This is a genomic window from Mycobacterium sp., assembly GCF_052145595.1.
GTDB lineage: Bacteria > Actinomycetota > Actinomycetes > Mycobacteriales > Mycobacteriaceae > Mycobacterium.
In genome coordinates, this window is sequence record NZ_JBKQOI010000212.1 from 1 (window position 1) to 25,526 (window position 25,526).

Annotated in this window: 22 protein-coding genes and 2 rRNA genes; 15 read left to right on the top strand and 9 right to left on the bottom strand. The window is 66.5% G+C overall.

Features of this window, described 5'->3' with window-relative positions; all coding sequences use genetic code 11:
* A 23S ribosomal RNA gene (locus tag ACLP4W_RS19245) occupies window positions 1–259 on the top strand; the annotation flags it as partial.
* Between the two features lie 100 nt (window positions 260–359).
* Window positions 360–472 (top strand): 5S ribosomal RNA (gene rrf, locus ACLP4W_RS19250).
* Window positions 473–528: 56 nt separating this feature from the next.
* Here the strand turns inward: rrf and ACLP4W_RS19255 are convergent.
* Together ACLP4W_RS19255 and ACLP4W_RS19260 are read right to left on the bottom strand one after the other, a co-directional pair.
* Entirely contained in the window at window positions 529–1,026 is a 498-nt protein-coding gene (locus tag ACLP4W_RS19255) for a methylated-DNA--[protein]-cysteine S-methyltransferase (RefSeq protein WP_442388636.1), read from the bottom strand.
* Window positions 1,023–2,519, bottom strand: a complete 1,497-nt coding sequence (locus tag ACLP4W_RS19260; protein WP_442388638.1) for an AlkA N-terminal domain-containing protein — start codon at window positions 2,517–2,519, stop codon at window positions 1,023–1,025. The genes ACLP4W_RS19255 and ACLP4W_RS19260 overlap by 4 nt, the downstream gene beginning before the upstream one ends.
* Window positions 2,520–2,702: 183 nt before the next feature.
* Between ACLP4W_RS19260 and ACLP4W_RS19265 the strand changes: the two genes are divergently transcribed.
* Both ACLP4W_RS19265 and ACLP4W_RS19270 read left to right on the top strand, forming a co-directional pair.
* Window positions 2,703–4,154 carry an FAD-binding protein gene (locus ACLP4W_RS19265; RefSeq protein ID WP_442388639.1) on the top strand — a complete coding sequence of 484 codons (1,452 nt, stop codon included), beginning with the start codon at window positions 2,703–2,705 and terminating at the stop codon, window positions 4,152–4,154.
* 322 nt (window positions 4,155–4,476) lie between these two features.
* A complete protein-coding gene (locus tag ACLP4W_RS19270; protein WP_442388641.1) occupies window positions 4,477–5,364 on the top strand; it encodes an MBL fold metallo-hydrolase in 888 nt (295 codons plus the stop codon).
* Between the two features lie 22 nt (window positions 5,365–5,386).
* Here ACLP4W_RS19270 and ACLP4W_RS19275 read toward each other — a convergent pair whose 3' ends face one another.
* Entirely contained in the window at window positions 5,387–6,991 is a 1,605-nt protein-coding gene (locus ACLP4W_RS19275) for an adenylate/guanylate cyclase domain-containing protein (protein WP_442388642.1), read from the bottom strand.
* 45 nt (window positions 6,992–7,036) lie between these two features.
* Between ACLP4W_RS19275 and nucS the strand changes: the two genes are divergently transcribed.
* Together nucS and ACLP4W_RS19285 are read left to right on the top strand one after the other, a co-directional pair.
* Window positions 7,037–7,708, top strand: a complete 672-nt coding sequence (gene nucS, locus ACLP4W_RS19280; RefSeq protein ID WP_442388644.1) for an endonuclease NucS — start codon at window positions 7,037–7,039, stop codon at window positions 7,706–7,708.
* Window positions 7,709–7,731: 23 nt separating this feature from the next.
* Window positions 7,732–8,040: a hypothetical protein gene (locus tag ACLP4W_RS19285; RefSeq protein WP_442388646.1), complete on the top strand. Its 309-nt coding sequence runs from the start codon at window positions 7,732–7,734 to the stop codon at window positions 8,038–8,040.
* 11 nt (window positions 8,041–8,051) lie between these two features.
* Here ACLP4W_RS19285 and mce read toward each other — a convergent pair whose 3' ends face one another.
* Complete coding sequence (mce, locus tag ACLP4W_RS19290) at window positions 8,052–8,519, bottom strand: methylmalonyl-CoA epimerase (RefSeq protein WP_442388671.1); 468 nt, start codon at window positions 8,517–8,519, stop codon at window positions 8,052–8,054.
* A gap of 78 nt (window positions 8,520–8,597) precedes the next feature.
* Between mce and ACLP4W_RS19295 the strand changes: the two genes are divergently transcribed.
* Both ACLP4W_RS19295 and ACLP4W_RS19300 read left to right on the top strand, forming a co-directional pair.
* The gene (locus ACLP4W_RS19295; protein WP_442388648.1) at window positions 8,598–9,791 is read left to right on the top strand and encodes an acetyl-CoA C-acetyltransferase; all 1,194 of its coding nucleotides are present in this window, start codon (window positions 8,598–8,600) and stop codon (window positions 9,789–9,791) included.
* Window positions 9,792–9,995: 204 nt separating this feature from the next.
* Window positions 9,996–10,919 carry a co-chaperone YbbN gene (locus ACLP4W_RS19300; RefSeq protein WP_442388650.1) on the top strand — a complete coding sequence of 308 codons (924 nt, stop codon included), beginning with the start codon at window positions 9,996–9,998 and terminating at the stop codon, window positions 10,917–10,919.
* A gap of 88 nt (window positions 10,920–11,007) precedes the next feature.
* On the opposite strand, the gene glgB is transcribed toward ACLP4W_RS19300, so the two are convergent.
* Both glgB and ACLP4W_RS19310 read right to left on the bottom strand, forming a co-directional pair.
* Window positions 11,008–13,203: a 1,4-alpha-glucan branching protein GlgB gene (gene glgB, locus ACLP4W_RS19305; protein WP_442388652.1), complete on the bottom strand. Its 2,196-nt coding sequence runs from the start codon at window positions 13,201–13,203 to the stop codon at window positions 11,008–11,010.
* Between the two features lie 6 nt (window positions 13,204–13,209).
* Window positions 13,210–15,300 (bottom strand): alpha-1,4-glucan--maltose-1-phosphate maltosyltransferase, encoded by a 2,091-nt coding sequence (locus ACLP4W_RS19310; RefSeq protein WP_442388654.1) that lies wholly within the window; start codon window positions 15,298–15,300, stop codon window positions 13,210–13,212.
* A 233-nt stretch (window positions 15,301–15,533) separates the two neighbouring features.
* On the opposite strand from ACLP4W_RS19310, the gene glgP reads away from it, so the two are divergent.
* Entirely contained in the window at window positions 15,534–18,182 is a 2,649-nt protein-coding gene (gene glgP, locus ACLP4W_RS19315; protein WP_442388656.1) for an alpha-glucan family phosphorylase, read from the top strand.
* Window positions 18,183–18,190: 8 nt separating this feature from the next.
* Here the strand turns inward: glgP and ACLP4W_RS19320 are convergent, their stop codons facing one another.
* Together ACLP4W_RS19320 and ACLP4W_RS19325 are read right to left on the bottom strand one after the other, a co-directional pair.
* Window positions 18,191–20,188 (bottom strand): ATP-dependent DNA helicase, encoded by a 1,998-nt coding sequence (locus ACLP4W_RS19320; protein ID WP_442388673.1) that lies wholly within the window; start codon window positions 20,186–20,188, stop codon window positions 18,191–18,193.
* Window positions 20,189–20,237: 49 nt separating this feature from the next.
* The gene (locus ACLP4W_RS19325; RefSeq protein WP_442388658.1) at window positions 20,238–21,554 is read right to left on the bottom strand and encodes a nicotinate phosphoribosyltransferase; all 1,317 of its coding nucleotides are present in this window, start codon (window positions 21,552–21,554) and stop codon (window positions 20,238–20,240) included.
* A 55-nt stretch (window positions 21,555–21,609) separates the two neighbouring features.
* Here ACLP4W_RS19325 and clpS point away from each other — a divergent pair, with 55 nt between their 5' ends.
* The 6 genes from clpS to ACLP4W_RS19355 are packed head-to-tail and all read left to right on the top strand — an operon-like array spanning window position 21,610 to window position 25,268.
* A complete protein-coding gene (gene clpS, locus ACLP4W_RS19330) occupies window positions 21,610–21,915 on the top strand; it encodes an ATP-dependent Clp protease adapter ClpS (RefSeq protein ID WP_442388660.1) in 306 nt (101 codons plus the stop codon).
* Window positions 21,916–21,940: 25 nt separating this feature from the next.
* Window positions 21,941–22,522, top strand: coding sequence for an oxidative stress transcriptional regulator AosR (aosR, locus tag ACLP4W_RS19335; RefSeq protein WP_442388661.1), 582 nt, complete (start codon window positions 21,941–21,943; stop codon window positions 22,520–22,522).
* On the top strand, window positions 22,519–23,580 hold the full coding sequence (locus tag ACLP4W_RS19340) for a P1 family peptidase (protein WP_442388663.1): 1,062 nt from the start codon (window positions 22,519–22,521) through the stop codon (window positions 23,578–23,580). The genes aosR and ACLP4W_RS19340 overlap by 4 nt, the downstream gene beginning before the upstream one ends.
* Window positions 23,522–24,013, top strand: coding sequence for a Mov34/MPN/PAD-1 family protein (locus tag ACLP4W_RS19345; RefSeq protein WP_442388675.1), 492 nt, complete (start codon window positions 23,522–23,524; stop codon window positions 24,011–24,013). The genes ACLP4W_RS19340 and ACLP4W_RS19345 overlap by 59 nt, the downstream gene beginning before the upstream one ends.
* 10 nt (window positions 24,014–24,023) lie before the next feature.
* Window positions 24,024–24,296 (top strand): MoaD/ThiS family protein, encoded by a 273-nt coding sequence (locus tag ACLP4W_RS19350; RefSeq protein WP_442388665.1) that lies wholly within the window; start codon window positions 24,024–24,026, stop codon window positions 24,294–24,296.
* Between the two features lie 9 nt (window positions 24,297–24,305).
* Window positions 24,306–25,268 carry a cysteine synthase gene (locus ACLP4W_RS19355; RefSeq protein ID WP_442388667.1) on the top strand — a complete coding sequence of 321 codons (963 nt, stop codon included), beginning with the start codon at window positions 24,306–24,308 and terminating at the stop codon, window positions 25,266–25,268.
* A 44-nt stretch (window positions 25,269–25,312) separates the two neighbouring features.
* Here the strand turns inward: ACLP4W_RS19355 and ACLP4W_RS19360 are convergent.
* Window positions 25,313–25,526, bottom strand: a 214-nt coding sequence (locus ACLP4W_RS19360; protein ID WP_442388669.1) for a zinc ribbon domain-containing protein, incomplete at its 5' end; no start/stop codon positions are given.

Below are 25,526 nucleotides of genomic sequence, written 5' to 3' on the forward strand. Positions count from 1 at the left end.
AAACCTGTCCCTAGTACGAGAGGACCGGGACGGACGAACCTCTGGTCCACCAGTTGTCCCACCAGGGGCACCGCTGGATAGCCACGTTCGGACAGGATAACCGCTGAAAGCATCTAAGCGGGAAACCTTCTCCAAGATCAGGTTTCTCACCCTTTTAGAGGGATAAGGCCCCCCGCAGACCACGGGATCGATAGGCCAGACCTGGAAGCTCAGTAATGGGTGCAGGGAACTGGCACTAACCGGCCGAAAACTTACCAACACACAATCGCAACCACAAATTCCATGCCCCACGGCTATTGTCGTGGCGCACCACACCCCCCACCAGAACAACTAAAATAATAGTGTTTCCGCAATAGAGTTACGGCGGCCACAGCGACAGGGAAACGCCCGGTCCCATCCCGAACCCGGAAGCTAAGCCTGTCAGCGCCAATGATACTGCCCATCAGGGTGGAAAAGTAGGACACCGCCGAACATACACAAAAACACCCCCGTGCAAACGGGGGTGTTTTTGCATTCGCAGATATCGGCCTAATCGAATAATGTCAAATTCACCGACGCGCGCTGCTTTTCCAATTCCAGCAGGGTTCGCTTTCTGTCGAGTCCGCCGCCATAGCCGGTGAGGCTTCCGTTGGCGCCGATCACCCGATGGCAGGGGACCACGATTGCAATGGGATTGTGGCCGTTGGCCCATCCCACCGCGCGCGCGGATCCTGGAGACCCGACCTGTTCGGCGATTTCCCCGTAAGACCTGGTTTCTCCATACGGAATTGTCAGCAGCGCCTGCCACACTCGCCGCTGAAATTCGGTGCCCCGCAACTCCAACTCGATATCGAAGTCGATGAGCTGTCCGGCGAAATAGCCGGCAAGTTGCTCGACTGCGTCACCAAATGCGTCGGGATCGGGCGCCCAGCCGCCGCGGCTCGGTTCGTGGGTCTGCTCGACCATGCGGAGATTCGTCAGGACGGAGCCGCGCCCCGCCAGGGTCAACGGTCCGATCGGACTGTCGATGGTGCGGTAGTGGATCATGCGACCTCCCTTGGTGGCCAATGGTTTACCGGATGCTCGAGAGTGGTCCACAGATGTTGGGTGGCGTAGGAGCGCCAGGGCCGCCAACGGGCGCTGTGCTCGACGAGTGTCCGCTGGTCGGCAGGCAAGCCGAGTCGCCCCGCGGCCAGCCGGAGGCCGAGGTCGCTGGCGGGGAAGGCGTCCGGATCGCCAAGGCCACGCATCGCGATCACCTCCGCGGTCCATCGACCAACGCCGGGCAGGGCGAGCAGCTGTCGGCGCGAGCTATCCCAGTCGCTTCCGGCGTCCAGGACGACGCTTCCATCGGCGAGCCCGGCAACCAGGGCGCGCAGTGTCCGCCGCCGGGCGCCGGGGACCGCCAGATGGACGGGATCGATCTCGGCGAGCTCTTCGACCGATGGGAAGGCATGGGTCAACGCGCCCTCGGGATCGTGCACCGGCTGGCCGTAGGCCGCGACCAGCCTGCCCGCATGGGTCCTTGCGGCTTTCGTCGACACCTGCTGGCCCAGCACCGCGCGCACGGCGAGTTCGGCCTCGTCGACCGTGCGCGGAATACGTTGTCCGGGCGCCTTGGCCACGACCGGAGCGAGGTTCGGGTCACCCGCGAGCGCGTCGACCACCGCTTCGGGGTCGGCATCGAGGTCCAACAGCCGCCGACAGCGCGCGATCGCGGTGGTCAGGTCGCGGAAGTCGTCGAGCACCAGCTGGCAGCGGACGTGATCGACGGCGGGCGTCAGGCTGACCACCGCGCTGCCGGCGGGTAGCCGCAGACTGCGTCGGTATGCGCCGTCGCGCACCTCCTCGCAGCCGGGCACGGCACCGGCCGCCAGATGACCGAAGACGCCCTCGTAGGCGAACGGTGTGCGCACCGGTAGGCGAAGGCACACCGCCCCTGGGGAATTCGCTCGGGATTTCAAGGACGCGGACCGGACCGCCGCGCGCTTGCGCAGCGCCGTCGGTGTGTTTTCGAACACCAGGCGCACGGTGTCGTTGAACTGACGGATGCTGGAAAACCCGGCGGCGAATGCGACGTCACCGAACGGCAGGTCGGTGGTTTCGATCAGCACCCGGGCGGTCTGGGCGCGTTGCGCGCGGGCCAGCGCGAGTGGGCCCGCACCGACCTCCGCCTGCAAAAGCCGCTCGAGCTGACGGGTGGTGTAACCGAGGTGGGCCGCCAGGCCGCCGACGCCTTCGCGGTCCACCGTGCCGTCGGCGATCAGCCGCATCGTCCGCGCAACGACGTCACCGCGCACATTCCATTCGGGAGATCCCGGGGACGCGTCGGGACGGCACCGCTTGCATGCCCGGAATCCCGCACGTTGCGCGGCCGCCGCGGTCGGATAGAAGCGAACGTTGCGAGCGAACGGCGGCCGTACCGGGCAGCTGGGCCGGCAGTAGATCCGGGTTGTCAGCACCGCGGTGACGAACCAGCCGTCGAACCGGGCGTCCTTGGACTGCACCGCCCGGTAGCAGCGTTCGAAATCCTCATGCACGCCTCAACAGTTACACCCGCCCACCGACAAAACTGGCGGAAAAACGACATGATCGTGGGCGGGGCCGTGCGGTCGTCTGGTAACGGTTCGCGCACGTTTCGGATATCGCGCGACGCGCCACCGCGGTTTTTGTCGTCCCATGGTTGACACTGCGGGGCATGAAGCGATCGCGGGAGCCCGACGTTGGCGCGTGAGATCTCCCGCCAGACCTTCCTGCGTGGTGCCGCCGGAGCGTTAGCCGCCGGCGCAGTTTTCGGATCGGGCCGAGTCGGCTCTGTCCCGGCTACGGCCGCTCCGAACACCTCCGGTTGGGGCGCCCTTTCCACCGCCATCGGCGGCCCGGTGTTGACGCCGGGCGACGGGCAATTCGCCTCGGCCAAACAGGTTTTCAACACCAACTACAACGGCTCCACGCCGGCGGCGATCGTTACCCCGACATCGCCGGCGGATGTGCAAAAGGCAATGGCATTCGCCGCTGCCCACAACCTCAAGGTCGCTCCGCGCAGCGGTGGGCACTCCTACATAGGGGGGTCCACGGCTAACGGCACCATGGTGCTCGACCTGCGTCAGCTGCCCGGGGGCATCAACTACGACGCCGCCAGCGGGCAGGTCACGGTGACGCCCGCAACCGACTTGTATGCGATTCACCAGGCCCTGGCCGCGGCCGGCCGGGGAATCCCGACGGGTACCTGCCCGTCGGTCGGTGCCGGGGGCCACGCCCTGGGCGGCGGGCTGGGCGCCCAGTCCCGGCACGCGGGCCTGCTCTGTGACCAATTGACGTCGGCATCGGTGGTGCTTCCCGGCGGCCAGGCGGTCACCGCGTCTGCCGCCAACAACCCCGACCTGTTCTGGGCGCTGCGCGGTGGCGGTGGCGGCAACTTCGGGGTCATAACCTCACTGACCTTCGCCACGTTCCCCACCCACGACGTCGACGTGGTGAACCTCAATTTCCCGCCGCAGTCGTTCGCGCAGGTCCTCGTCGGTTGGCAGAATTGGCTGCGGACCGCCGACCGAAACAGCTGGGCACTGGCGGACAGCACGACCGATGCGATGGGTACGCACTGTCGGATCATGGGGACCTGCCCCGCCGGGTCGGGCGGCAGCGTGGCGAACGCCATCACTTCGGCCGTGGGGATGCAACCGGCCGGTACCGAGAACCACACGTTCAACTATTTGGATCTGGTGAGGTATCTGGCCGTCGGGAACCTCAACCCGTCGCCGCTCGGCTATGTCGGCGGCTCCGATGTTTTTACGACGATCACTCCGGCCGCCGCCAAGGGGATCGCCTCGGCGGTCGATGCCTTTCCGCGTGGGGCCGGTCGCATGTTGGCGATCATGCATGCCCTCGACGGCGCGCTGGCCAGTGTGGCACCGGGGGCGACGGCCTTTCCGTGGCGTCAGCAGTCCTCGCTGGTGCAGTGGTACGTCGAAACACCCGGTGACCCGTCGGCGGCGACCAGCTGGCTCGCTACGGCACACCAAGCGGTGCAACCGTATTCGGTCGGCGGCTATGTCAACTACATCGAGGCGAACCAGCCGGCTTCGCGCTACTTTGGCGCGAATCTTTTCCGGCTGAGCGCCGTACGGCAGAAGTACGATCCCGGCCGGGTCATGTTCTCCGGGCTGAATTTCTAGCCGTCGAGTGTGCCTCGGCCGTTGGCATGTCGACTTGGCGTGCCTGTTGGGCGGCGCTGAGCGGCTCATTTAGGCAGCTGTCGAATTTGAGCTGTCACTGCTGCGTCGCGATATCGGAGGATTGGACCGTGATTGTGGGCTGAGAACGGGCAGGGCGCCATGGAAGGCTCAGGGTCTGAGCATTGCGATGGATCGACAGCGGACGAATAATCTGGCCTATGAAATTGCGGCACTTTATCGGCGGACTGGAAGGGCCGCCGGAACCCTTGACGCGACGAAGCTGTTCGTACCGATGACTGGCAACCACCACTCGAGGAGCGCGATGACTTTGTTGGAGTTAACTAGCAGTGGGACAGCCGATTTCGATAAGGGCGATGTCTATTTCATCGGTAACGCCACCACATTGATCCGCTTTGGCGGACTGACGATCCTGACCGATCCCGCCTTCCTGCACAAAGGCGAACACGTCTACCTGGGTCATGGCATTTGGGCACGGCGCGAGGTCGAGCCGGCTTGCCAGATCGCTGATCTGCCGCCGATAGACCTGATCGTCTTGTCGCATTACCACGGCGATCATTTTGATGATGTCGCCGCACAAGAGCTCGACAAGAAGCTGCCCATCGTGTCGACGGCTGACGCGGTGGACAAGCTCAAAGCTCTCGGCTTCGAACGTGGCTATCCCCTGGACACCTGGGAATCGCTCGAGGTGCACAAAGGCGAGGCGAGGCTGAATATCACCGCGATGCCGGGCAAGCACGCGACGGACGAGGCGGTCAACGAGTTGCTGATGCCTGTCAACGGACACATGCTGGACTTCAGCCGCAATGCCGATCACCTTTACCGGCTCTATATAACAGGGGACACGATGCTGGTCGACGGCCTGGAGGAAATTCCGCGCCGGTACCCCGACATAGACCTCGGCATGATTCACACGGGCGGGACGACCTTCCTTGTCACGGTGGTCACGATGACGGGCGAGCAAGGAGTGAAGGCCGTCGAGATCACCAAACCTCGCACCGCCATCCCGATCCACTACAACGACTTTTCGGTGTTCCTGTCCGGACTTGACGATTTCAAGAAGGCGGCCCAGGCTTCAACCGCCAGGACGAGATTCGTCTACCTATCACATGGTGAGACCTACACATTCACGCCCAACGGGAGAGGATCGATCGCCCCACGCACCGGGGCGAAGGCCGCGCAGCCAGGATAATTTTTATCCTGCTGAGCGGGCCTCAAACGGGTGAGGCCAGCCGGGTGGGTTTGTCGTGCCCTCGAAGAGTCACGGTATCACCCAAAGACCAACGGGCGCACTCCTTTTCGTTCGCACCCTGGACTGCGTCCGAGGTCGCGAGCAATCGGCGCGGGTGCGACTTGGCCAGCTCGCACAGTCGGGCCGCCTCGTTGACCGGTTCGCCGATTACGGTGTATTCGAACCTTTCCCTGGCGCCGACGTTCCCGGCGACGACCTGGCCCGCCGCCACACCGATGCCGGCCTCGAGGTCGGGCATTTCGGTGGCGAGCCGGTCGGCGATCGCCCGCCCAGCGGCCAGCGCCTCGTCTTCGGGACGGTCGAGGCGCATCGGGGCCCCGAAGATCGCCAGCGTCGCGTCACCTTCGAACTTGTTGACCAGTCCGTGGTGTCGGTCGACCTCCTCGACGACGATCGCGAAGAACCGGTTGAGCACCGCAACGACTTCGGTCGGAGGGTGGCTGGTCACCAACTGCGTGGATCCGACGATATCGATGAACACGACAGCGACGTGGCGTTCTTCGCCGCCCAGTTTCGGTCGCTCGCGTTCGGCGGCTGCGGCGACTTCGCGCCCTACATGCCGGCCGAAAAGGTCGCGCACGCGTTCGCGTTCACGCAGACCGTCGACCATCGCGTTGAAACCGCGCTGCAACTCACCGAGCTCGGTCCCGTCGAACACCACCAGGTCGCCCCGCAGATCGCCACGCTCCACGCGCCGGAGGGCGGCAGCCACAACCCGCACCGGTGTGGCGGTCAGCCAGGACAGGATCCACATCAGGAAGCACCCGAAGATCAATGCCGCGGCCGCAACGATGAACACTCCGACGGCGAACTGGTCCTCCGTCAGATTTCGCATCATCAGCTGGAAGAACGCGATCAGCGCAATGCCCACGACGGGCACACCCGAACCGAGCAGCCACACCATCATGGTTCGGCCCATGATGCCCGCCGTCAGCCGCCGTGGCGGTCGTCCCGCCTCGAGGGCCTGAGCGGCGAACGGACGCAGCGCGAACTCGGTGAGCAGATAGCTGGCGGTGGCGACCAGGAGGCCGGAAAAGCCGACCGCGAACAGAAATCGCGGGATGAACATGGTGTTGGCCATGCCGTAGAGGGTGGTCAACAAAGCCGTCCCAATTCCCCACAGGGTGAGGTCGACGGTCGCGAGTCGCCACGGGGCCAGGAAGGTGTTGCGCTCGTCGAGGCGACTGGGTTTGCGTTCCTCGATTGCCCAGCGCAGCGCGAGCACAGTTCGCCGGGTGATCCAATACGACCCCACCGCCACAGCCAGTGCGATGTAGGCGGGAGCGGCGACGAAGGTGATCCACAACGGCGCGTCGTCGAACACGCTCGGCTCGGGAATGGCGACCGTCACCAGCAGTATGGCGACGCCGATCCCGATCACATTCACCACCGCGACGAGAACGGTCAGAATGAACTGGATGCGTATCCGCCGACGCCGTGGGCTTTCCGTCGCCCGTCCGAGCAGCCAAGAACCGTACGCCGGGGTCTCCGGCAGCCGACCACTCTGACGGGTCAACGCCTCGAGCACCCGGCCCAAGCGTTGCGCCAGGGTCTTGTTGGCCAACATGGTGGCGCCAGCCTAATTCGTCGGTGGCGCTCTAAGGTGAGTCGGGTGCGTCTCGTGATCGCCCAGTGCACCGTCGACTACGTCGGCCGGCTCACCGCACATCTGCCGTCCGCGCGCAGGTTGCTGCTGTTCAAGGCCGACGGATCGGTCAGTGTGCACGCCGACGACCGGGCCTACAAGCCGTTGAACTGGATGAGCCCGCCCTGCTGGTTGACCGAAGAGCTCAGCGGCCGGCTGCCGGTTTGGGTGGTTGAGAACAAAGCGGGCGAGCAGCTGTGCATCACCGTCGAGGACATCGAGCACGACTCCAGCCACGATCTGGGCGTCGACCCCGGATTGGTGAAGGACGGAGTCGAGGCGCACCTACAGGCGTTGCTCGCCGAGCACGTCCAACTGCTGGGCGAGGGATACACGTTGGTTCGCCGCGAGTACATGACCGCGATCGGGCCGGTCGATCTGTTGTGCCGCGATGAACGGGGTGGCTCGGTCGCGGTGGAAATCAAGCGGCGCGGCGAGATCGACGGCGTGGAGCAGCTCACCCGCTATCTCGAGTTGCTCAATCGCGACAGCGTGCTCGCGCCGGTGAAGGGGGTGTTCGCCGCCCAACAGATCAAACCGCAGGCGCGCACGCTGGCCACAGATCGCGGGATTCGTTGCCTGACACTGGATTACGACAAGATGCGCGGCATGGACAGCGACGAGTACCGACTGTTCTGACTTGGCCCGTTTAGACTGACCGCATGGCTCGGCGACGCCCACCGCCCCGCCGGCATCGCCCGGCGGCGCTATCGTCCGTCCTGCGAGGGGTCGAAACGGGGCCCGACGGCTACGACTACGAAGTGCACCCCGTCGCCGCCGCCCGTGCGGTCAAGACCTATCGCTGTCCCGGCTGCGATCACGAAATCCCTTTCGGCACTGCGCATGTGGTCGTGTGGCCAGCAGACTCTCCGCTAGCGGGAGGCCCACCGGGAGTCGAGGACCGGCGGCATTGGCACACCCCTTGCTGGGCCAACCGCGCTAATCGCGGTCCGACCCGAAAGTGGTCCTGATTGCCGGGTTGCTAGGAAGCCTGCTCGACCAACTCGATCAGAACGCCGCCGGCGTCCTTGGGATGAACGAAGTTGATCCGCGAGTTTGCCGTGCCACGCCTGGGCGCGTCGTAGGTCAGCCGGACACCCTGCGAGCGGAGCTGCTCGGAGAGGCTGTCGAGATCGCCGACCCGAACCGCCAGCTGCTGGATGCCCGGACCGCGCTTGTCCAGGAACTTGGCGATTGCCGAGGAATCGTTGACCGGGGCCATCAACTGGATTTGTGCCGTGCCGACCGGGGCACCGGGCACCGCCAGCATTGCTTCGCGGATGCCCTGGTCGTCGTTGACTTCCTCGTGAACCAGAATCATGCCGAGGTGGTCGTGATACCAGGCGATTGCCGCGTCGAGGTCAGCGACTGCGATGCCGACGTGATCGATCGCCGTCACCACCGCGGTGGCAAGGATCTGACGGGCGTCAACTTGATCGGTCGTCATCACATAACGGTAACGTGGCGGCAAAGATTGCGCTTCTTCAGGGGGCCGAATCGGCCGCCCGCGCACGCCTAGGAGGTAGTCATGACGACGTCGGTGATCGTTGCTGGAGCACGGACACCCATCGGCAAGCTGATGGGTTCGCTGAAGGATTTTTCCGCCAGCGATCTGGGCGCCATCGCCATCGCCGGCGCGCTGGAGAAGGCCTTCCCGAATGTCGAGGTGGGAGCGTCGGCGGTCGAATACGTGATCATGGGCCAGGTGCTGACCGCCGGCGCCGGCCAGATGCCCGCCCGCCAGGCCGCGGTGGCGGCCGGCATCGGCTGGGACGTCCCGGCGCTGACCATCAACAAGATGTGCCTGTCGGGCATTGACGCCATTGCGCTGGCTGACCAGCTCATTCGGGCCGGAGAGTTCGACGTGGTGGTGGCCGGTGGCCAGGAGTCGATGACGAAGGCGCCCCACTTGCTGATGGACAGCCGCTCGGGCTACAAGTACGGCGACGTCACGGTGTTGGACCACATGGCCTACGACGGCCTGCACGACGTGTTCACCGACCAGCCGATGGGCGCACTCACCGAGCAGCGCAACGACGTCGACAAGTTCACCCGCGCCGAGCAGGACGAGTTCGCTGCCCGGTCCCACCAGAAGGCGGCCGCGGCGTGGAAGGACGGAATTTTCGCCGACGAAGTGGTGCCGGTGAACATCCCGCAGCGCAAGGGGGATCCGCTGCAGTTCGCCGAGGATGAGGGGATCCGCGCAAACACCACTGCGGAGTCCCTGGCCGGTCTCAAACCGGCGTTTCGCCGCGACGGCACCATCACCGCCGGTTCGGCGTCGCAGATCTCCGACGGCGCGGCAGCGGTAGTGGTGATGAACAAGGAAAAGGCGGAGGAGTTGGGCCTGACGTGGCTGGTCGAGATCGGTGCGCACGGCGTGGTGGCCGGACCGGATTCGACGTTGCAGTCGCAGCCGGCCAACGCGATCAAGAAAGCGCTCGGCCGTGAGGGCATCTCCGTCGACCAGCTCGACGTGGTGGAGATCAACGAGGCGTTCGCGGCGGTGGCGCTGGCCTCGACCCGCGAACTCGGCGTAGATCCCGAGATCGTCAACGTCAATGGTGGCGCGATCGCTGTCGGGCATCCGATCGGCATGTCGGGAGCCAGAATCACGCTGCATGTGGCCCTGGAACTGGCCCGCCGCGGCTCCGGTTACGGTGTTGCGGCGCTGTGCGGGGCCGGGGGCCAGGGTGACGCGCTGATCCTGCGGGCCGGTTAGCCGGGTTCTCCGGGGATTCTCGAGGGTCCTCGGGCGCGGGCCCGTCGCCGTTGCTGGAACGGGGCCTGCGGGTACCATTGTGATCTTCGTCATACGGCCGATCATGGCCATTTCGGCGACGATCTTCGGGCGGATGTTGCCCGTGTATGAGCGTCCATGCCACCGGGTGGATGGGTAACCGATGCGCATGACAAACTTGACGGCGTGACGCGTCCGCGATCCTCGATCGGGCCGGCGATGACCGGTGCGGTCGATTTGTCCGGCCTCAAGCAGCGAGCCCAGCAGAACGCTTCGGCAGGCGGTCCCGCGGGGCGGCCAACGTCGGAGGCGCCCGGGGCGCCCGGTGTCACAGCGGTCACCGAGGCCAATTTCGAAGCGGAAGTGCTGATCCGGTCGGATGAAGTGCCGGTCGTGGTGTTGCTGTGGTCACCGCGCAGTGACGCGTGCGTCGAGCTGCTTGACACGCTGTCCGGACTGGCAGCCGGGGACGACGGCAAATGGTCCCTGGCGACGGTCAACGTCGACGTGGCACCCAAGGTGGCCCAGATATTCGGCGTCGAAGCGGTCCCGACCGTAGTGGCTTTGGCGGCCGGCCAGCCGCTGTCCAGCTTTCAAGGCCTCCAGCCCGCCGATCAACTGCGTCGCTGGGTGGACTCATTGCTGTCGGCCACGGCCGGCAAGCTAAGGGGCCCAGGTGGTTCCGAGGATCTCGCCGAGGTCGATCCGGAGCTGGCTGCGGCTCGCGAACACCTTGATGCCGGCGACTTCGGCGCCGCCAAAGAGTCGTATCAGGCGATCCTGGATGCCAATCCGGGCAGCGTCGAGGCCAAGGGCGCGATTCGGCAGATCGAGTTCCTCACTCGCGCAACGGCACAACGCCCGGACGCCGTCGCCGTCGCAGATGCCGCGCCGGGCGACATCGAGGCCGCTTTCGCGGCCGCCGACGTGCAAATCCTCAACCAGGATGTGAGGGGCGCATTCGAGCGTCTGATTGCGTTGGTGCGCAGCACATCTGGAGACGAGCGCACTAGAGTCCGCACCCGGTTGATCGAGCTGTTCGAACTCTTCGATCCTGCCGATCCCGAGGTTGTCGTCGGTCGGCGCAACCTCGCCAACGCGCTCTACTGATCCGGGTCGGCGAACGTCGAGTTGTTGGGCCAATCAAGGCGGAATCCCAACAACAAGTCGACGCTCGGCGTGCATCCTTAAGCTCGCGCTATTCGGGTTCCAGCCACAACGCGGACGTTGGCGGCAACACCAGCACCGCCGACGCAGGACGGCCATGCCACGGGTCCTCGGTGGCGTCGACGCCGCCGAGGTTGCCGAGCCCGGAGCCGTTGTAGTGCGTCGCGTCGGTGTTGAGCACCTCGCGCCAGCGGCCGGCGGAAGGTAGGCCGAGCCGGTAGCCGCTGTGTTCTGATCCGGCGAAATTGAACACGCAGGCCATTACCGAGCCGTCCTTGCCGTAACGCAGGAAGCTCAAGACGTTGTTGGCGGAGTCGTTGGCATCGATCCAGGAATAGCCGTCGGGAACGGTGTCTTGGCTCCACAGCGCCGAGTGGTTGCGGTAGATGTCGTTGATGTCCCGCACGAAACGCAAAATCCCGTTGGAGAAACCTTTCTCCTCGAGTTGGAACCAGTCCAAACCGTGCTGCTCGGACCACTCGGCGCGTTGGCCGAATTCCTGTCCCATGAACAACAGTTGCTTGCCCGGGTGCGCCCACTGATAGGCGAGCAGGCTGCGCAGCCCGGCGGCTTTTACATGGTTGTTGCCCGGCATCCGAGCCCACAGCGTGCCCTTGCCGTGCACCACCTCGTCGTGACTGATCGGCAGCACGAAGTTCTCGCTGAACGCGTACAGCATGGAGAACGTCATCTCGTGGTGGTGGTAGCTGCGGTAAATCGGATCGCGGCCGATGTAGTCGAGCGTGTCGTGCATCCAGCCCATGTTCCATTTCATCGAAAAGCCCAGGCCACCAAGGCTGGTCGGCCGCGAAACCCCGGGCCACGACGTCGACTCCTCGGCGATGGTGACGATGCCCGGCGCGGCTTTGTGCGCCGTGGCGTTCATCTCCTGCAGGAACTGCACCGCCTCGAGGTTCTCCCGCCCGCCGTAGACGTTCGGGGTCCAGCCGCCCTCGGGGCGCGAGTAGTCCAGGTACAGCATCGACGCGACCGCGTCCACCCGCAGGCCGTCGACGTGGAACTCTTCGAGCCAATACAACGCGTTCGCCACCAGAAAGTTTCGCACCTCCGCACGGCCGAAGTTGAATATGTAAGTGCCCCAGTCGAGTTGCTCCCCGCGCTTGGGATCTGCGTGCTCGTAGAGCGCGGTGCCGTCGAAGCGTCCCAGCGCCCATGCGTCCTTCGGGAAGTGGGCCGGCACCCAGTCCACGATGACACCGATACCGGCCTGGTGCAGGGCGTCGACCAGCGCCCGGAAATCGTCTGGTGTGCCGAATCGCGATGTGGGCGCGTAGTACGACGTGACCTGGTATCCCCATGACCCGGCGAACGGGTGCTCGGCGACCGGCAGCAGCTCCACGTGGGTAAAGCCCTGTTCCACAACGTAATCCGTCAGCTCGCGGGCGAGCTGGCGATAGCTGAGTCCGGGGCGCCAGGATCCGAGATGGACCTCGTAGGTGCTCATCGGCCCGAACACGGGGTTGCGCTGCGCACGCCGCGTCATCCAGTCGGCGTCATCCCAGGTGTAGTCGCTATGCGTCACTCGCGATGCGGTCTGAGGCGGCACCTCGGTAGCGAAAGCGAACGGGTCGGCGCGCTCGGTCACAACGCCGTCGGCGCCGTGCACGCGGAACTTGTACAGACCGTCCGCGGAAAAACCGGGCCAGAACAACTCCCATACTCCCGAGGAGCCCAGCACCCGCATGGGAGCCTCGTTGCCGGTCCAACCGTTGAACTCGCCGATCAAGCTGACGCCCTTGGCGTTGGGCGCCCACACGGCGAACGAGACTCCCTCTACCGCGCCGTCGGCCGTCGTGAACGAGCGTGGATGGGCGCCGAGGACCTCCCAGAGTCGCTCGTGGCGGCCTTCGCCGAACAGATGAAGGTCGACTTCGCCCAAGGTGGGCAGGAAGCGGTAGGCGTCTGCCACGGTGAGTGAGCCGGAACCCTCGTAGCTCACCTGCAGCCGGTAGTCGATCAGGTTGACGAAGGGCACAGCCACCGCGAACAGGCCGGACTCGATGTGCTGCAACGGGAACCTGTCGTCACCGACGAGGGCGACGACTTCCGACGCGTGCGGCCGGAATGCCCGGATGACGGTGTGGTCGCCGTACTCGTGGGCGCCCAGGATGGCGTGCGGGTTGTGATGTGCGCCCGCCAATAGCCGGTTCAGGTCGGCTGGGTCGGGTGCCAGGTGTGTCCCGGCGATTTCATCGGTTCGGCTCATAGCCCGTCACCTCCTACGCAGCAGTTTGATTCGGGATTCGTACGGTATGAGTGGCATGTTGACGATGTGGGCGACCGCCTGCGCGGGGTCGAGGCGAACGTAATTGGCCTGTCCCCATTGGAATTCCTGCCCGGTCAGCTCATCGCGCACCCAAAACCGCTCATAGGGCTCCATACCCAATGTCGCCATGTCCAACCACAGCGTCGCTTCCTCGGGTCCGAACGCGTTGAGCGTCACCACCACCAACACGCAGTCGCCGGTGGCCGGGTCGAACTTGCTGTAAGCCAGCAGTGCGTCGTTGTCCACGCCGTGGAAATGAATGGTGCGCAACTCTTGCAGTGCGGGATGCAAGCGACGAATCGCGTTGAGCCGCGCGATGAACGGCTCGAGCGATTTTCCTTCGGCAAGCGCGCGCGCATAGTCGCGGGGACGCAACTCGTATTTCTCCGAGTCGAAGTACTCCTCGCTGCCCTCGCGCACCGCGCGGTGCTCGAACAGCTCGTAACCCGAATAGACCCCCCACGCCGGACTCATGGTCGCCGCCAGCACCGCGCGGATGGCGAACATGCCCGGGCCGTTGTGCTGCAGCACCGCGTGCAGGATATCGGGGGTGTTGACGAACAGGTTCGGCCGGCGAAAGTCGGCGAGTGCCGCGATGTCGTTGCCGAATTCGGTGAGTTCCCATTTGGCTGTCCGCCAGGTGAAGTAGCTGTAGGACTGCGTGAAGCCCAGCTTGGACAGGCCGTACTGGCGGGCCGGCGGCGTGAAGGCCTCGGACAGAAACAGCACGTCGGGGTCGGCGTCTTTGACCTGACCGATCAGCCAGGCCCAGAAGTCGGGCGGCTTGGTGTGCGGGTTGTCGACCCGAAAGAACTTGATGCCGTGGTCGATCCAGTGCCGGACCACGCGCAGGACCTCATCGTAGAGACCCGCGGGGTCGTTGTCGAAGTTGAGCGGATAGATGTCCTGGTACTTCTTCGGCGGGTTCTCCGCGTAGGCGATGGTTCCATCCGGCAATTCGGTGAACCACCTGCGGTGTTCGCGGGCCCACGGATGGTCCGGGGCGCACTGCATCGCCAAGTCCAGGGCCACCTCCATGCCCAGATCGCGTGCCGCGGCGACGAAGTCGTCGAAGTCGTCGATCGTGCCCAGACCCGGGTGAACAGCGTCGTGGCCGCCCTCATCGCTACCGATCGCCCACGGCGACCCCACATCTCCGGGAGCGGCGGTGGGGGAGTTGTTGCGGCCCTTGCGGTGCACCTTGCCGATCGGATGGATAGGCGGCAGGTACACGACGTCGAACCCCATCTTCGCGATGCGCGGAAGCTGCGCGGCCGCCGTGGCGAAGGTGCCGTGCACCGGCTTGCCGTCGGCGTCCCACCCGCCTGTCGAGCGCGGAAAAATCTCGTACCACGAGCCGAAGCGGGCCAGCGGCCGATCCACCCAGACCCCGAACTGTTCGCCCCGGGTGACCAGCTCCCGCAACGGATAGCTCGCCAGAAGTTCCTCGATGTCGGGGGCCAGCGCCAGCGCGGTGCGGGTCACCGGATCCCCGGGGGTGCGCAACGCGGCGGCCGCCGCCAGCAGCGGTTCGCGCAGCGCGCGCGGCACGCCCATCGCGGCACGCTCGAACAGGTGGGCGCCGATCAGCAGGTCGTTGGACAGTTCCGTCTCGCCCTGGCCGGCTTCCAGCTTGGCAACCACGCCATGCCGCCAGGAGTGAATCGGGTCACCCCACCCGTCGACCCGGAAGGTCCACAGCCCGACGCGGTCCGGGATGAACTGACCGTGGAAAACGAAGGGCTCCTGGCCCATCGTCATGGGGAGCAGCAGCGGCCTGATCCGCTCGGCGGCCCTGGCCCCGGGCGCGGACACCGGCCGTTCGGGAGCCTGAACCGCCTTGATTCGGCGGGTCTCCGTCAGTTGCGGATAGCGCGGCCCGAGGTAGCGCACCACCAGCGTCGCTGCGACGGCCTCGTGGCCTTCCCGCCATACCGCGGCGCTGACCGGGACCATCTCGCCGACGACGGCCTTGGCGGGGTATGCGCCGCAGGAAACGACCGGCTGGACGTCATCGATCTCGACACGACCGGGCACAACAACTCCGTTCCGATTGTGCGGCCAAACCGCGGTGTGCTCCGTCGCGGAATGCTCTCGTCTGAAGAAACTTCCTGTCGTGGGGAACTAAGCCGATGGGGAAGCCACTGGGGAAGCATCGTGCGGCCCCAACAACTACCCGATACCCACCCTAGTGGCCGGTCACACTCCCGAATGTAAACGGTCAGTTAGTCACCCTGCGAACATCGGAATCCTCAGTAAGGTAATGACGTGTGAAGGCCCTCCGCCGCTTTACCGTCCGTGCTCATCTGCCCGAGCGTCTCGTCGCGCTAAACCAGCTTTCGGCGAACCTGCGGTGGTCATGGGACAAGCCGACGCAGGACCTGTTTGCGACCGTCGACCCGACGCTGTGGGCGCGGTGCGGCCGCGACCCGGTGGCGTTGCTCGGCGCGGTGAACCCGGCGCGGCTCGACGAATTAGCGCTCCACGAGGGATTCCTGGGCCGGCTCGACGAGCTGGCGGCCGAACTGGACGACTACCTGAGCCGGCCGCTCTGGTATCAGCACCGGCAGCACGAAGGCTCAGAAGATGGCCGAGCGATGCCGGCGGCCATCGCGTACTTCTCGATGGAGTTCGGGATCGCCGAGGTGCTGCCCAATTACTCGGGCGGCTTGGGGATTCTCGCCGGTGACCACCTGAAGTCCGCGTCCGATCTGGGGGTTCCGCTGGTCGCGGTGGGCCTCTACTACCGCTCCGGGTACTTCCGGCAGTCGCTGACCGCAGACGGCTGGCAGCACGAGACCTACCCGTCGCTGGACCCGCAAGGGTTGCCGTTGCGGCTGCTCACCGATGCCACCGGCGACCCCGTGCTGGTCGAGCTGACGCTTCCCGAGTCCGCGCAGCTGCGGGCCCGGGTCTGGGTCGCGCAGGTGGGTCGCGTTCCGCTGCTGTTACTGGATTCCGACGTACCCGAAAACGAACACGAGCTGCGCAGCGTCACCGACCGCCTCTACGGCGGCGACCAGGAACATCGGATGAAGCAAGAGATCCTGGCCGGCATCGGGGGGGTACGGGCGATCCGCGCGTTCACCGCCATCGAGGGGCTGCCCGCCCCCGAGGTATTTCACATGAACGAGGGCCACGCCGGGTTCCTCGGAACCGAACGCATTCGGGAGTTGATCACCAACTCGGGATTGGACTTCGACACCGCGTTGACCGTCGTGCGGTCCAGCACCGTGTTCACCACCCACACCCCGGTGCCCGCCGGTATCGACCGGTTTCCGATCGACATGGTGCGGCTCTACTTCGACGACCACCTCGATGGCGATCCCGACCGGAAAGCGGGCGCCAAGGGTGCGCCCATGTTGCTGCCGGGGGTCCCGACCGCCCGGGTCCTCGCGCTGGGCGCCGAGGACGATCCGACCAAATTCAACATGGCCCATATGGGTCTGCGGCTGGCGCAACGGGCCAACGGTGTCTCGTTGCTGCACGGCCGGGTGAGTCGGGCCATGTTCAACGAGCTGTGGCCAGGTTTCGACCAGAGCGAGGTGCCGATCGGGTCGATTACCAACGGGGTTCACGCGCGTAGCTGGGCGGCGCCGCAATGGTTGCAGCTGGGGCGCGAGCTCGCCGGATCGGACTCGTTCGGCGACCCGGGGGTGTGGCTGCGACTGCAAGAGGTCGACCCGGGCCGTCTGTGGTGGATCCGCTCGCAACTGCGGACCCTGCTGGTCGAGGATGTCCGGCTGCGGTTGCGCAGCTCATGGCTGGAACGCGGTGCGTCCGATGCCGAATTAGGTTGGATATCAACAGCATTCGATCCGGACGTGCTTACCATCGGGTTCGCCCGGCGGGTGCCGACGTACAAGCGGCTGACACTGATGCTGCGTGATCCGGAGCGGCTCGAACAGCTGCTGCTCGATGAGGAAAGGCCGGTGCAGCTGATCGTCGCGGGGAAATCGCACCCGGCCGACGACGGGGGTAAGGCGCTGATCCAGCAGGTGGTGCTGTTCGCCGATCGGCCGGAGGTGCGCCACCGCATCGCCTTTCTGCCCGACTACGACATGTCGATGGCCCGGCTGCTGTATTGGGGCTGCGACGTCTGGCTCAACAACCCGCTGCGGCCGCTGGAGGCCTGTGGCACCTCGGGAATGAAGAGCGCGCTCAACGGCGGGCTGAACCTGTCCATCCGGGACGGCTGGTGGGACGAATGCTACGACGGCGAAAACGGTTGGGAGATACCGTCTGCCGACGGCCTGGCCGACGAGTCCCGTCGCGACGATCTGGAGGCCAGCGCGCTCTACAAGCTGCTGGAGCAATCGGTGGCACCGACGTTCTACGAGCGCGATGAACACGGCGTGCCGCCCCGGTGGATCGAAATGGTACGCCACACCTTGCAGACCCTCGGCCCGAAGGTGCTCGCTTCCCGGATGGTGCGCGACTACGTCGAGCAGTACTACACGCCCGCGGCGCAGTCGCTGCGCAGGACCATCGCGCCCGCCGAGGACGACCCGACCGGCGGCGAGTTCGGTGCGGCCCGCGAGCTGGCCGCCTATCGCAGGCGCGCCGCAGCGGCATGGCCCAAGATCGCCATCACCGACGTCGACAGCACCGGCCTGCCGGACACCCCTGTGCTCGGCTCCAAGCTGACCCTGACCGCGACCTTACAGCTGGCCGGCCTGGCGCCCGACGAGGTCACGGTCCAAGCGGTGGTGGGCAGGGTCGACGCCAGCGACGCACTGCTGGACCCGGTCACCGTCGAAATGTCTTATACCGGTACCGCCGAGGGCGGCAGCCAGGTCTTCTCGACCACGACGCCACTGCCCCTGGCGGGTGCGGTCGGCTACACCGTGCGCATCCTGCCCCGCCACCCGATGCTTGCGGCCAGCAACGAGCTTGGTCTGGTCACCCTGGCTCGGTAGCCGGCGTGTCAGGCGGATAGGCCCTCCGAGGCGGTGCGCAGCCGCTCCAGCGCCCCGCGGACCTGTGCCGCGTCGGTGGTCTGCCAGAACGGCGGCAGCGAGGCCCGCAGATAGCCGCCGTAGCCCGCGGTGACCATTCGGGAGTCGAGCACCGCGACCACTCCGCGGTCGGTGTCGCGGCGCAACAGCCGACCCGACCCCTGCGCCAGCAGCAGTGCGGCATGGTTTGCGGCGACCGCCATGAAACCGTTGCCCCCGCGTGCGGCCAGCGCGCGCTGTCGCGCGCTCAGCAGCGGATCGTCCGGCCGGGGGAACGGGATGCGGTCGATCAGCACCAGCGACAGCGACGGGCCGGGCACGTCGACGCCCTGCCACAGCGACAGGGTGCCGAACAGCGAGGTTTCCGGCTCGGCGCTGAACTGCTCAACCAGCGCGGAAGTGCTGTCGTCGCCCTGACACAGCACCGGCGTGGACAGTCGTTCGCGCATGGCCTCGGCGGCGGCCCGGGCGGCCCGCATCGACGAGAACAGTCCCAGGGTGCGCCCGCCGGCGGCGGTGATGAGCTCGGCGATTTCAGTCAGCTGCTCGGCCGAGCCGGCGCCGTCCCGGCCCGGCGGCGGCAGATGGGCCGCCACGTACAGGATTCCCGCCTTGGCGTGCTGAAACGGCGACCCGACGTCGAGGCCACGCCAGGGCTGGTCGCCCTCGGCGTCCAGCCCGGTCAGGCCCCATGCCGTGGCCATCGCGTCGAAGGACCCGCCGATCGCCAGGGTCGCCGATGTCAACACCGTGGTCGAACGCGAAAACACCTGATTGCGCAGCAGGCCGGCGACCGACAGCGGCGCCACCCGCAACACGGCGCGCGGCGAACCCCGGTTGTCCTCGTGATCCAGCCAGACCACGTCGGTGCGCTCGGGGATAGGGGGGATGAACGACGTCAGGATCCGCGACGCGGTATCAGCTATCTCGCTCAGTGCCGCAACCGCTTCGGCGCGTGCCGACGCCGCCTTGGCGTCGCTCGTGGTGTCGATCGCCGACCGTGCCGCGCCGGCCGCGTCCCGCAGCGCCGTCAGATAGGTCGCCATCTCCTCGTCGAGGTGATCGATGCGGCCCGGCTGGGCGTCGTGGATCGCCGCGCCGAAGTTGGCAGCCGTCGCCTCCAGCCGCTGGTTCAGTTCCGGACCCACCAATCGGGTGATCCGCCGCGAAGCAACACCGAGGGTTGCCGACGTCAGCTCGGCGGTGGCCACCGACGTCACCCGGTCAGCCAACTCGTGCGCCTCATCGACCACCAGCAGCGCGTGTTCTGGCAGCACCGCGGATTCGGCGACGGCATCGATGGCCAGCAGCGCGTGGTTGGTGACGACAACATCAGCACGGCCGGCCTGACCTCTTGCCCGTTCGGAGAAGCACTCCGAGCCAAACGGGCAGCGGGCCACGCCCAGGCACTCCCGCGCGGAAACGCTGACCTGGGACCAGGATCGGTCCGCTACACCGGGCTTCAGGTCGTCGCGGTCACCGGAATCGGTCGTCGACGCCCAGGCGGTGAGCCGCTGCACGTCGCGGCCCAGGGCGGTGACCGCCATCGCGTCGAAGAGTTCTTCCTGCGGCCGCTCGCCGAAAACCTCTTCATCTGTGTCGGCTCCGCTACCGTTGTGAATCTTGTTCAGACACAAGTAGTTCCGTCGCCCTTTGAGCAGCGCGAAGCGCGGCCGGCGGGGCAGCGCATCGGCGAACGAATCCGCCAGCCGGGGCAGATCGCGATCGACGAGTTGACGCTGCAAGGCGATCGTCGCCGTCGAAACCACGACCGGCGCCTCGTCGCTGACCGCGCGGACAATCGCGGGAACCAGGTACGCGAGCGACTTGCCGGTGCCGGTGCCGGCCTGCACGACGAGGTGTTCACCGGTTTCGAAGGCCTGTGCGACCGCGGCGGCCATCTGCAGCTGGCCGCTGCGCTCGCTGCCACCGAGCGCGGCCACGGCGATGGCCAACAGCTCGGGCACGGACACGGTTACGTCGGACGTGGTTGCTCTCTTTGCTCGTCGGCCGGTGTCAGCCTCGTCCGGCTTGGATCTGCGTGGTCGTGATCGCAGGCTCGCCGTGCGATAGGTTCAGCCCCTCCCACGGCAGGCTGCGCAGCCCGGAAGCTACCAGCTCGCGCGCCGCCATCACATTCGGTTTCGATACCACCTCTCCGCCCCGGACCAGCGGGGTGGTCAACACCCGGAAAGGTTCGGTGACGGTGGGCGGACGGCCCGCCGGATGCACGACCTCCTCGGTGATGGTGCCGGTCGGGCGTGACAAGCGCAGCGCCTCTTTGTGGCCGCCGTGGGTTTCCTTGTGGCTGCTGCGCTTCTGCACCGGCATGCCGTCCACCTCGACCAGTTTGTAGACCATGTTCGCGGTCGGAGCACCCGAACCGGTCACCAGCGACGTGCCGACGCCGTAACTGTCCACCGGCTCGGCGCCCAGCGCGGCGATGGAGAACTCGTCGAGATCGCCGGACACCACAATGCGGGTCCGGGTGGCACCGAGCAGGTCGAGCTGCTCACGGACCTGGCGGGCCAGCACTCCCAGCTCGCCGGAGTCGATGCGCACCGCGCCGAGCGCCGCCCCGGCGGCGGCCACGGCATTGGCCACGCCGGTCGTCACGTCGTAGGTGTCCACCAGCAGTGTGGTGTCAGCGCCCAGCGCCTCGACCTGGGAACGAAACGCGGCCAGCTCGGTCGTTTCACTGGGACCGTCAGCGCGGGCGTGCAGCATGGTGAACGCGTGCGCGGACGTGCCCTCGGCGGGTATTCCGTATCGCCGTTGGGCCTCCAGATTGGAGGACGCGGCAAACCCGGCGATATAGGCGGCGCGAGCCGCCGCGACCGCCGCACGTTCGTGGGTCCGGCGTGATCCCATTTCCATCACCGGGCGCCCCCTGGCCGCACTGACCATTCGCGCCGCTGCCGACGCGACCGCGGTGTCATGGTTGAAGATCGACAGCGCCAGTGTCTCGAGTACCACGCATTCGGCAAAGCTGCCGCTCACCGAAAGGACGGGCGACCCGGGGAAGTAGAGCTCGCCTTCAGCGTAGCCGGCGATATCGCCGCCGAACCGGAAATCGCGCAGGTACCGCACTGTGTCCGGATCGAGGAACTGCGCCAACACCTGGCATGCGTCATCGTCGAACCTGAACTGCGGCAACGCTTCCAACAGCCGGCCGGTTCCGGCGACCACCCCGTAACGGCGACCCTCGGGGAGTCGGCGGGCGAACAGTTCGAACGTGGTCCGGCGATTGGCGGTGCCGTCGCGCAGCGCCGCTGCCAACATCGTCAACTCGTACTTGTCGGTCAGCAGGCCAGCCAAGACCGGCTCGTTCATGCCGCAACGGTAACGGCCGGCGGCAGCAGACCCGGTTCTCGGTATCGTGTAAGCCATGGTTGTTGCGTCAGCGCCCACTAAGCCGGGCACTACCAGGCAACGCGAGTCCGCTCCGGTAGACGTCACGGCCAGTCCATGGGTCACCATCGTGTGGGACGATCCCGTCAACCTGATGACCTATGTGACGTATGTCTTCCAGAAGTTGTTCGGCTACAGCGAGCCGCATGCCACCCAGCTGATGCTGCAGGTGCACAACGAAGGCAAGGCGGTGGTGTCGGCGGGCAGCCGGGAATCCATGGAAGTCGACGTGTCCAAGCTGCATGCCGCCGGTTTGTGGGCGACGATGCAGCAGGACCGGTGAGATTCGAGGGCATCCGGGACTTTCTGTGCGCAAGTGGAAGCGCGTCGAGACCGCCGACGGTCCCCGTTTTCGGTCCGCCTTGGCCGCGCACGAGGCCGCCCTGCTCAAGAACCTCGTCGGCGCGATGATCGGCTTGCTCGACGAGCGCGAATCTTCCTCCCCGAGAGACGAACTCGAGGAGATCACCGGTATCAAGACCGGAAACGCGGCACCGCCGGCGGATCCGACGCTGCGACGGCTGCTGCCGGATTTCTTCAAGCCGGACGACGATCACCCCTCGGTCCCCGACGTCGCCGACAGCCTCAACGCCGCACTGCGCAGTCTGCACGAACCGGAGATCATCAACGCCAAACGTGTTGCCGCACAACATTTGTTGGACACCGTTCCGGACAAGGGCGGCCGGTTCGAGCTGACCGAGGAAGAGGCGAACGCCTGGGTCACGGCGGTCAACGACATTCGGCTGACGCTGGGAGTCATGCTCGAGATCGGGCCGCAGGGGCCCGATCGGCTGCCGGCCGACCACCCGCTGGCCGTGCACTTCGACGTCTACCAGTGGCTGACCGTCCTGCAGGAATACCTGGTCCTGGTGTTGATGGGGTCCCGATGAACTCCATCACCGACGTCGGGGGTATCCGCGTCGGGCATTATCAGAAACTGGACCCCGACGCGTCGTTGGGCGCCGGTTGGGCCTGCGGCGTCACCGTCGTGCTGACCCCGCCCGGGACCGTTGGCGCCGTCGATTGCCGCGGTGGTGCGCCCGGCACCCGGGAGACCGACCTGCTGGACCCGGCCAACACGGTGCGGTTCGTCGACGCGGTGTTGCTCGCCGGCGGCAGCGCCTACGGTCTGGCAGCCGCCGACGGCGTCATGCGCTGGTTGGAAGAACACGACCGTGGTGTGGCGATGGATGGCGGCGTGGTGCCCATCGTGCCCGCCGCGGTGATCTTCGACCTGCCGGTCGGTGGCTGGGACCGCCGGCCGACGGCTGAATTCGGCTATGCGGCCTGTGCGGCGGCGACCGGCGGCGAAGGCGCGCCGATGGCCGTCGGGACCGTCGGCGCCGGGGTGGGAGCGCGGGCCGGGGTACTCAAGGGCGGTATCGGGACGGCCTCGATCGCGCTGCCGTCCGGCGTGACCGTCGGCGCGGTCGTCGCGGTCAACTGCGCGGGCGACATCGCCGACCGGGCGACCGGTCTGCCGTGGATGGCGGAGCTAACCGAGGAGTTCGCGCTGACGCCGCCGCCGGCCGGGCAGGTCGATGCGTTCGCGAAGTTGCCGTCCGCGTTGAACCCGCTGAATACCTTGAATACCACTATCGCGGTGGTCGCCACCGACGCCGCGCTCAGCCCGGTTGGATGCCGGCGGGTCGCGATCGCCGCTCACGACGGCCTGGCCCGCGCCATCCGGCCGGCGCACACCCCGCTGGACGGCGACACGGTGTTCGCGCTGGCCACCGGGGCGGTCGAGGTGCTGCCCGAGGCCGGCGGGAAAACACCGCCCGCCGCGTTCTCCCCGGAGGCGGGGTTGGTCACCGAGGTGGGTGCGGCCGCGGCTGATTGCCTGGCACGTGCGGTTCTGGCCGGGGTGCTGGCCGCCGAATCGGTGGCTGGAATACCGACCTACCGCGACGTGTTGCCCGGAGCATTCGGGAAAGGGAACCGTTGACGTGCTGGTGATCCGTGCCGACCTGGTTGAGGCGATCGTTGCGCATGCGCGCCGCGACCATCCCGACGAGGCGTGCGGGGTACTGGCCGGCCCGGAGGGCTCCGATCGTCCCGAGCGGCACATCCCGATGCTCAATGCCGAGCGCTCTCCCACGTTCTACCGATTCGATTCGCAGGAACAGCTCAAGGTGTGGCGAGCGCTGGACGACGGGGACGAGGCCCCCGTCGTCATCTACCACTCCCACACCGCGACCGAGGCCTACCCGAGCCGCACGGATGTGAACCTGGCCGCCGAACCGGATGCGCACTACGTGCTGGTGTCCACCCGCGACCCGGACCGCCACGAGCTGCGCAGCTATCGCATCGTCGACGGCGCCGTCACGGAGGAGCCCGTCGACGTCGTCGAGCGGTACGAAGCCAAAGACCAATCCTAGAAAGGCCCGTATGAGCGTCACCGTGTCCATCCCGACCATCCTGCGGCCACACACCGGCGGCGAGAAGCGCGTGTCGGCCAGCGGCGACACGCTGGGTGCGGTCCTCAGCGACCTGGAGGCCAACTACTCCGGTATCTCCGAGCGCCTGATCGATAACGGCAAGCTGCATCGCTTCGTGAACGTCTACGTCAACGACGAGGATGTCCGATTCTCCGGCGGTCTGGCCACTGCGATCGCCGACGGCGACTCGGTCACCATCCTGCCCGCCGTGGCGGGTGGGTGAGCGGAGCGCATGACGCGCTACGACTCGCTGTTGGCCGCCCTGGGTAACACGCCGCTGGTCGGTTTGCAGCGGCTCTCGCCGCGCTGGGATGACGAGCCGCATGTGCGGCTGTGGGCCAAGCTCGAGGACCGCAACCCGACCGGCTCGATCAAGGACCGGCCGGCGCTGCGGATGATCGAGCAAGCCGAGCACGACGGCCTACTGGCGCCCGGCGCGACGATCCTCGAGCCCACCAGCGGCAACACCGGCATCTCGCTGGCGATGGCCGCCCGGTTGAAGGGTTATCAGCTGATCTGCGTGATGCCCGAGAACACCTCGGTGGAACGGCGTCAGCTGCTGGAGCTCTACGGCGCGCGGATCATCTTCTCGCCGGCCGAGGGCGGGTCCAACACCGCGGTGGCCAAAGCCAAGGAACTGGCCACGGCCAACCCGTCGTGGGTGATGCTGTATCAGTACGGCAATTCGGCCAACACCGACTCGCATTACTTCGGCACCGGCCCCGAACTGCTCGCCGACCTACCCGAGATCACCCATTTCGTCGCCGGCCTGGGCACCACGGGCACGCTGATGGGTACCGGGCGATTTCTGCGTGAGCGTGTGCCCGGCGTCAGGATCGTGGCCGCCGAACCCCGCTACGGCGAGGGGGTCTATGCGCTGCGCAACATCGATGAGGGGTTCGTGCCCGAACTGTACGACCCGCAGGTGCTTACTACGCGGTACTCGGTCGGCGCGGCCGACGCCGTGCGCCGCACTCGCGAGCTGGTGTACTCGGAAGGGATCTTCGCCGGCATCTCGACCGGCGCGGTGCTGCATGCCGCGCTCGGACTCGGGAACGCTGCGTGCAAGGCCGGTGAGCGGGCCGACATCGCCCTCGTGGTCGCCGACGCCGGCTGGAAGTACCTGTCCACCGGCGCCTACGCCGGTAGCCTGGAAGATGCCGAGAACGCTCTGGAAGGGCAACTATGGGCTTGACGTCCTCCACCGGCTTGAGCCAGCGGATTCCAACCCCGTTACACCTAGGCAGCAGGAGAACAGAGTTGAGGTTCACGGTTCGCAGACCGGCTAGCGCCGAGGTCTCCCCGTGCTGTCACCGCCCGTCCGGCGGCGATGTTGCGTGCGGCGTTCACGTCAGCATTGCACGGCCCCGCACCGCAGGCCACGCACTGGAAAACCGCTTGGCTCTTACGGTTTTCCGGCGCGACATGCCCGCAGTAAGAGCACCGTTGCGAC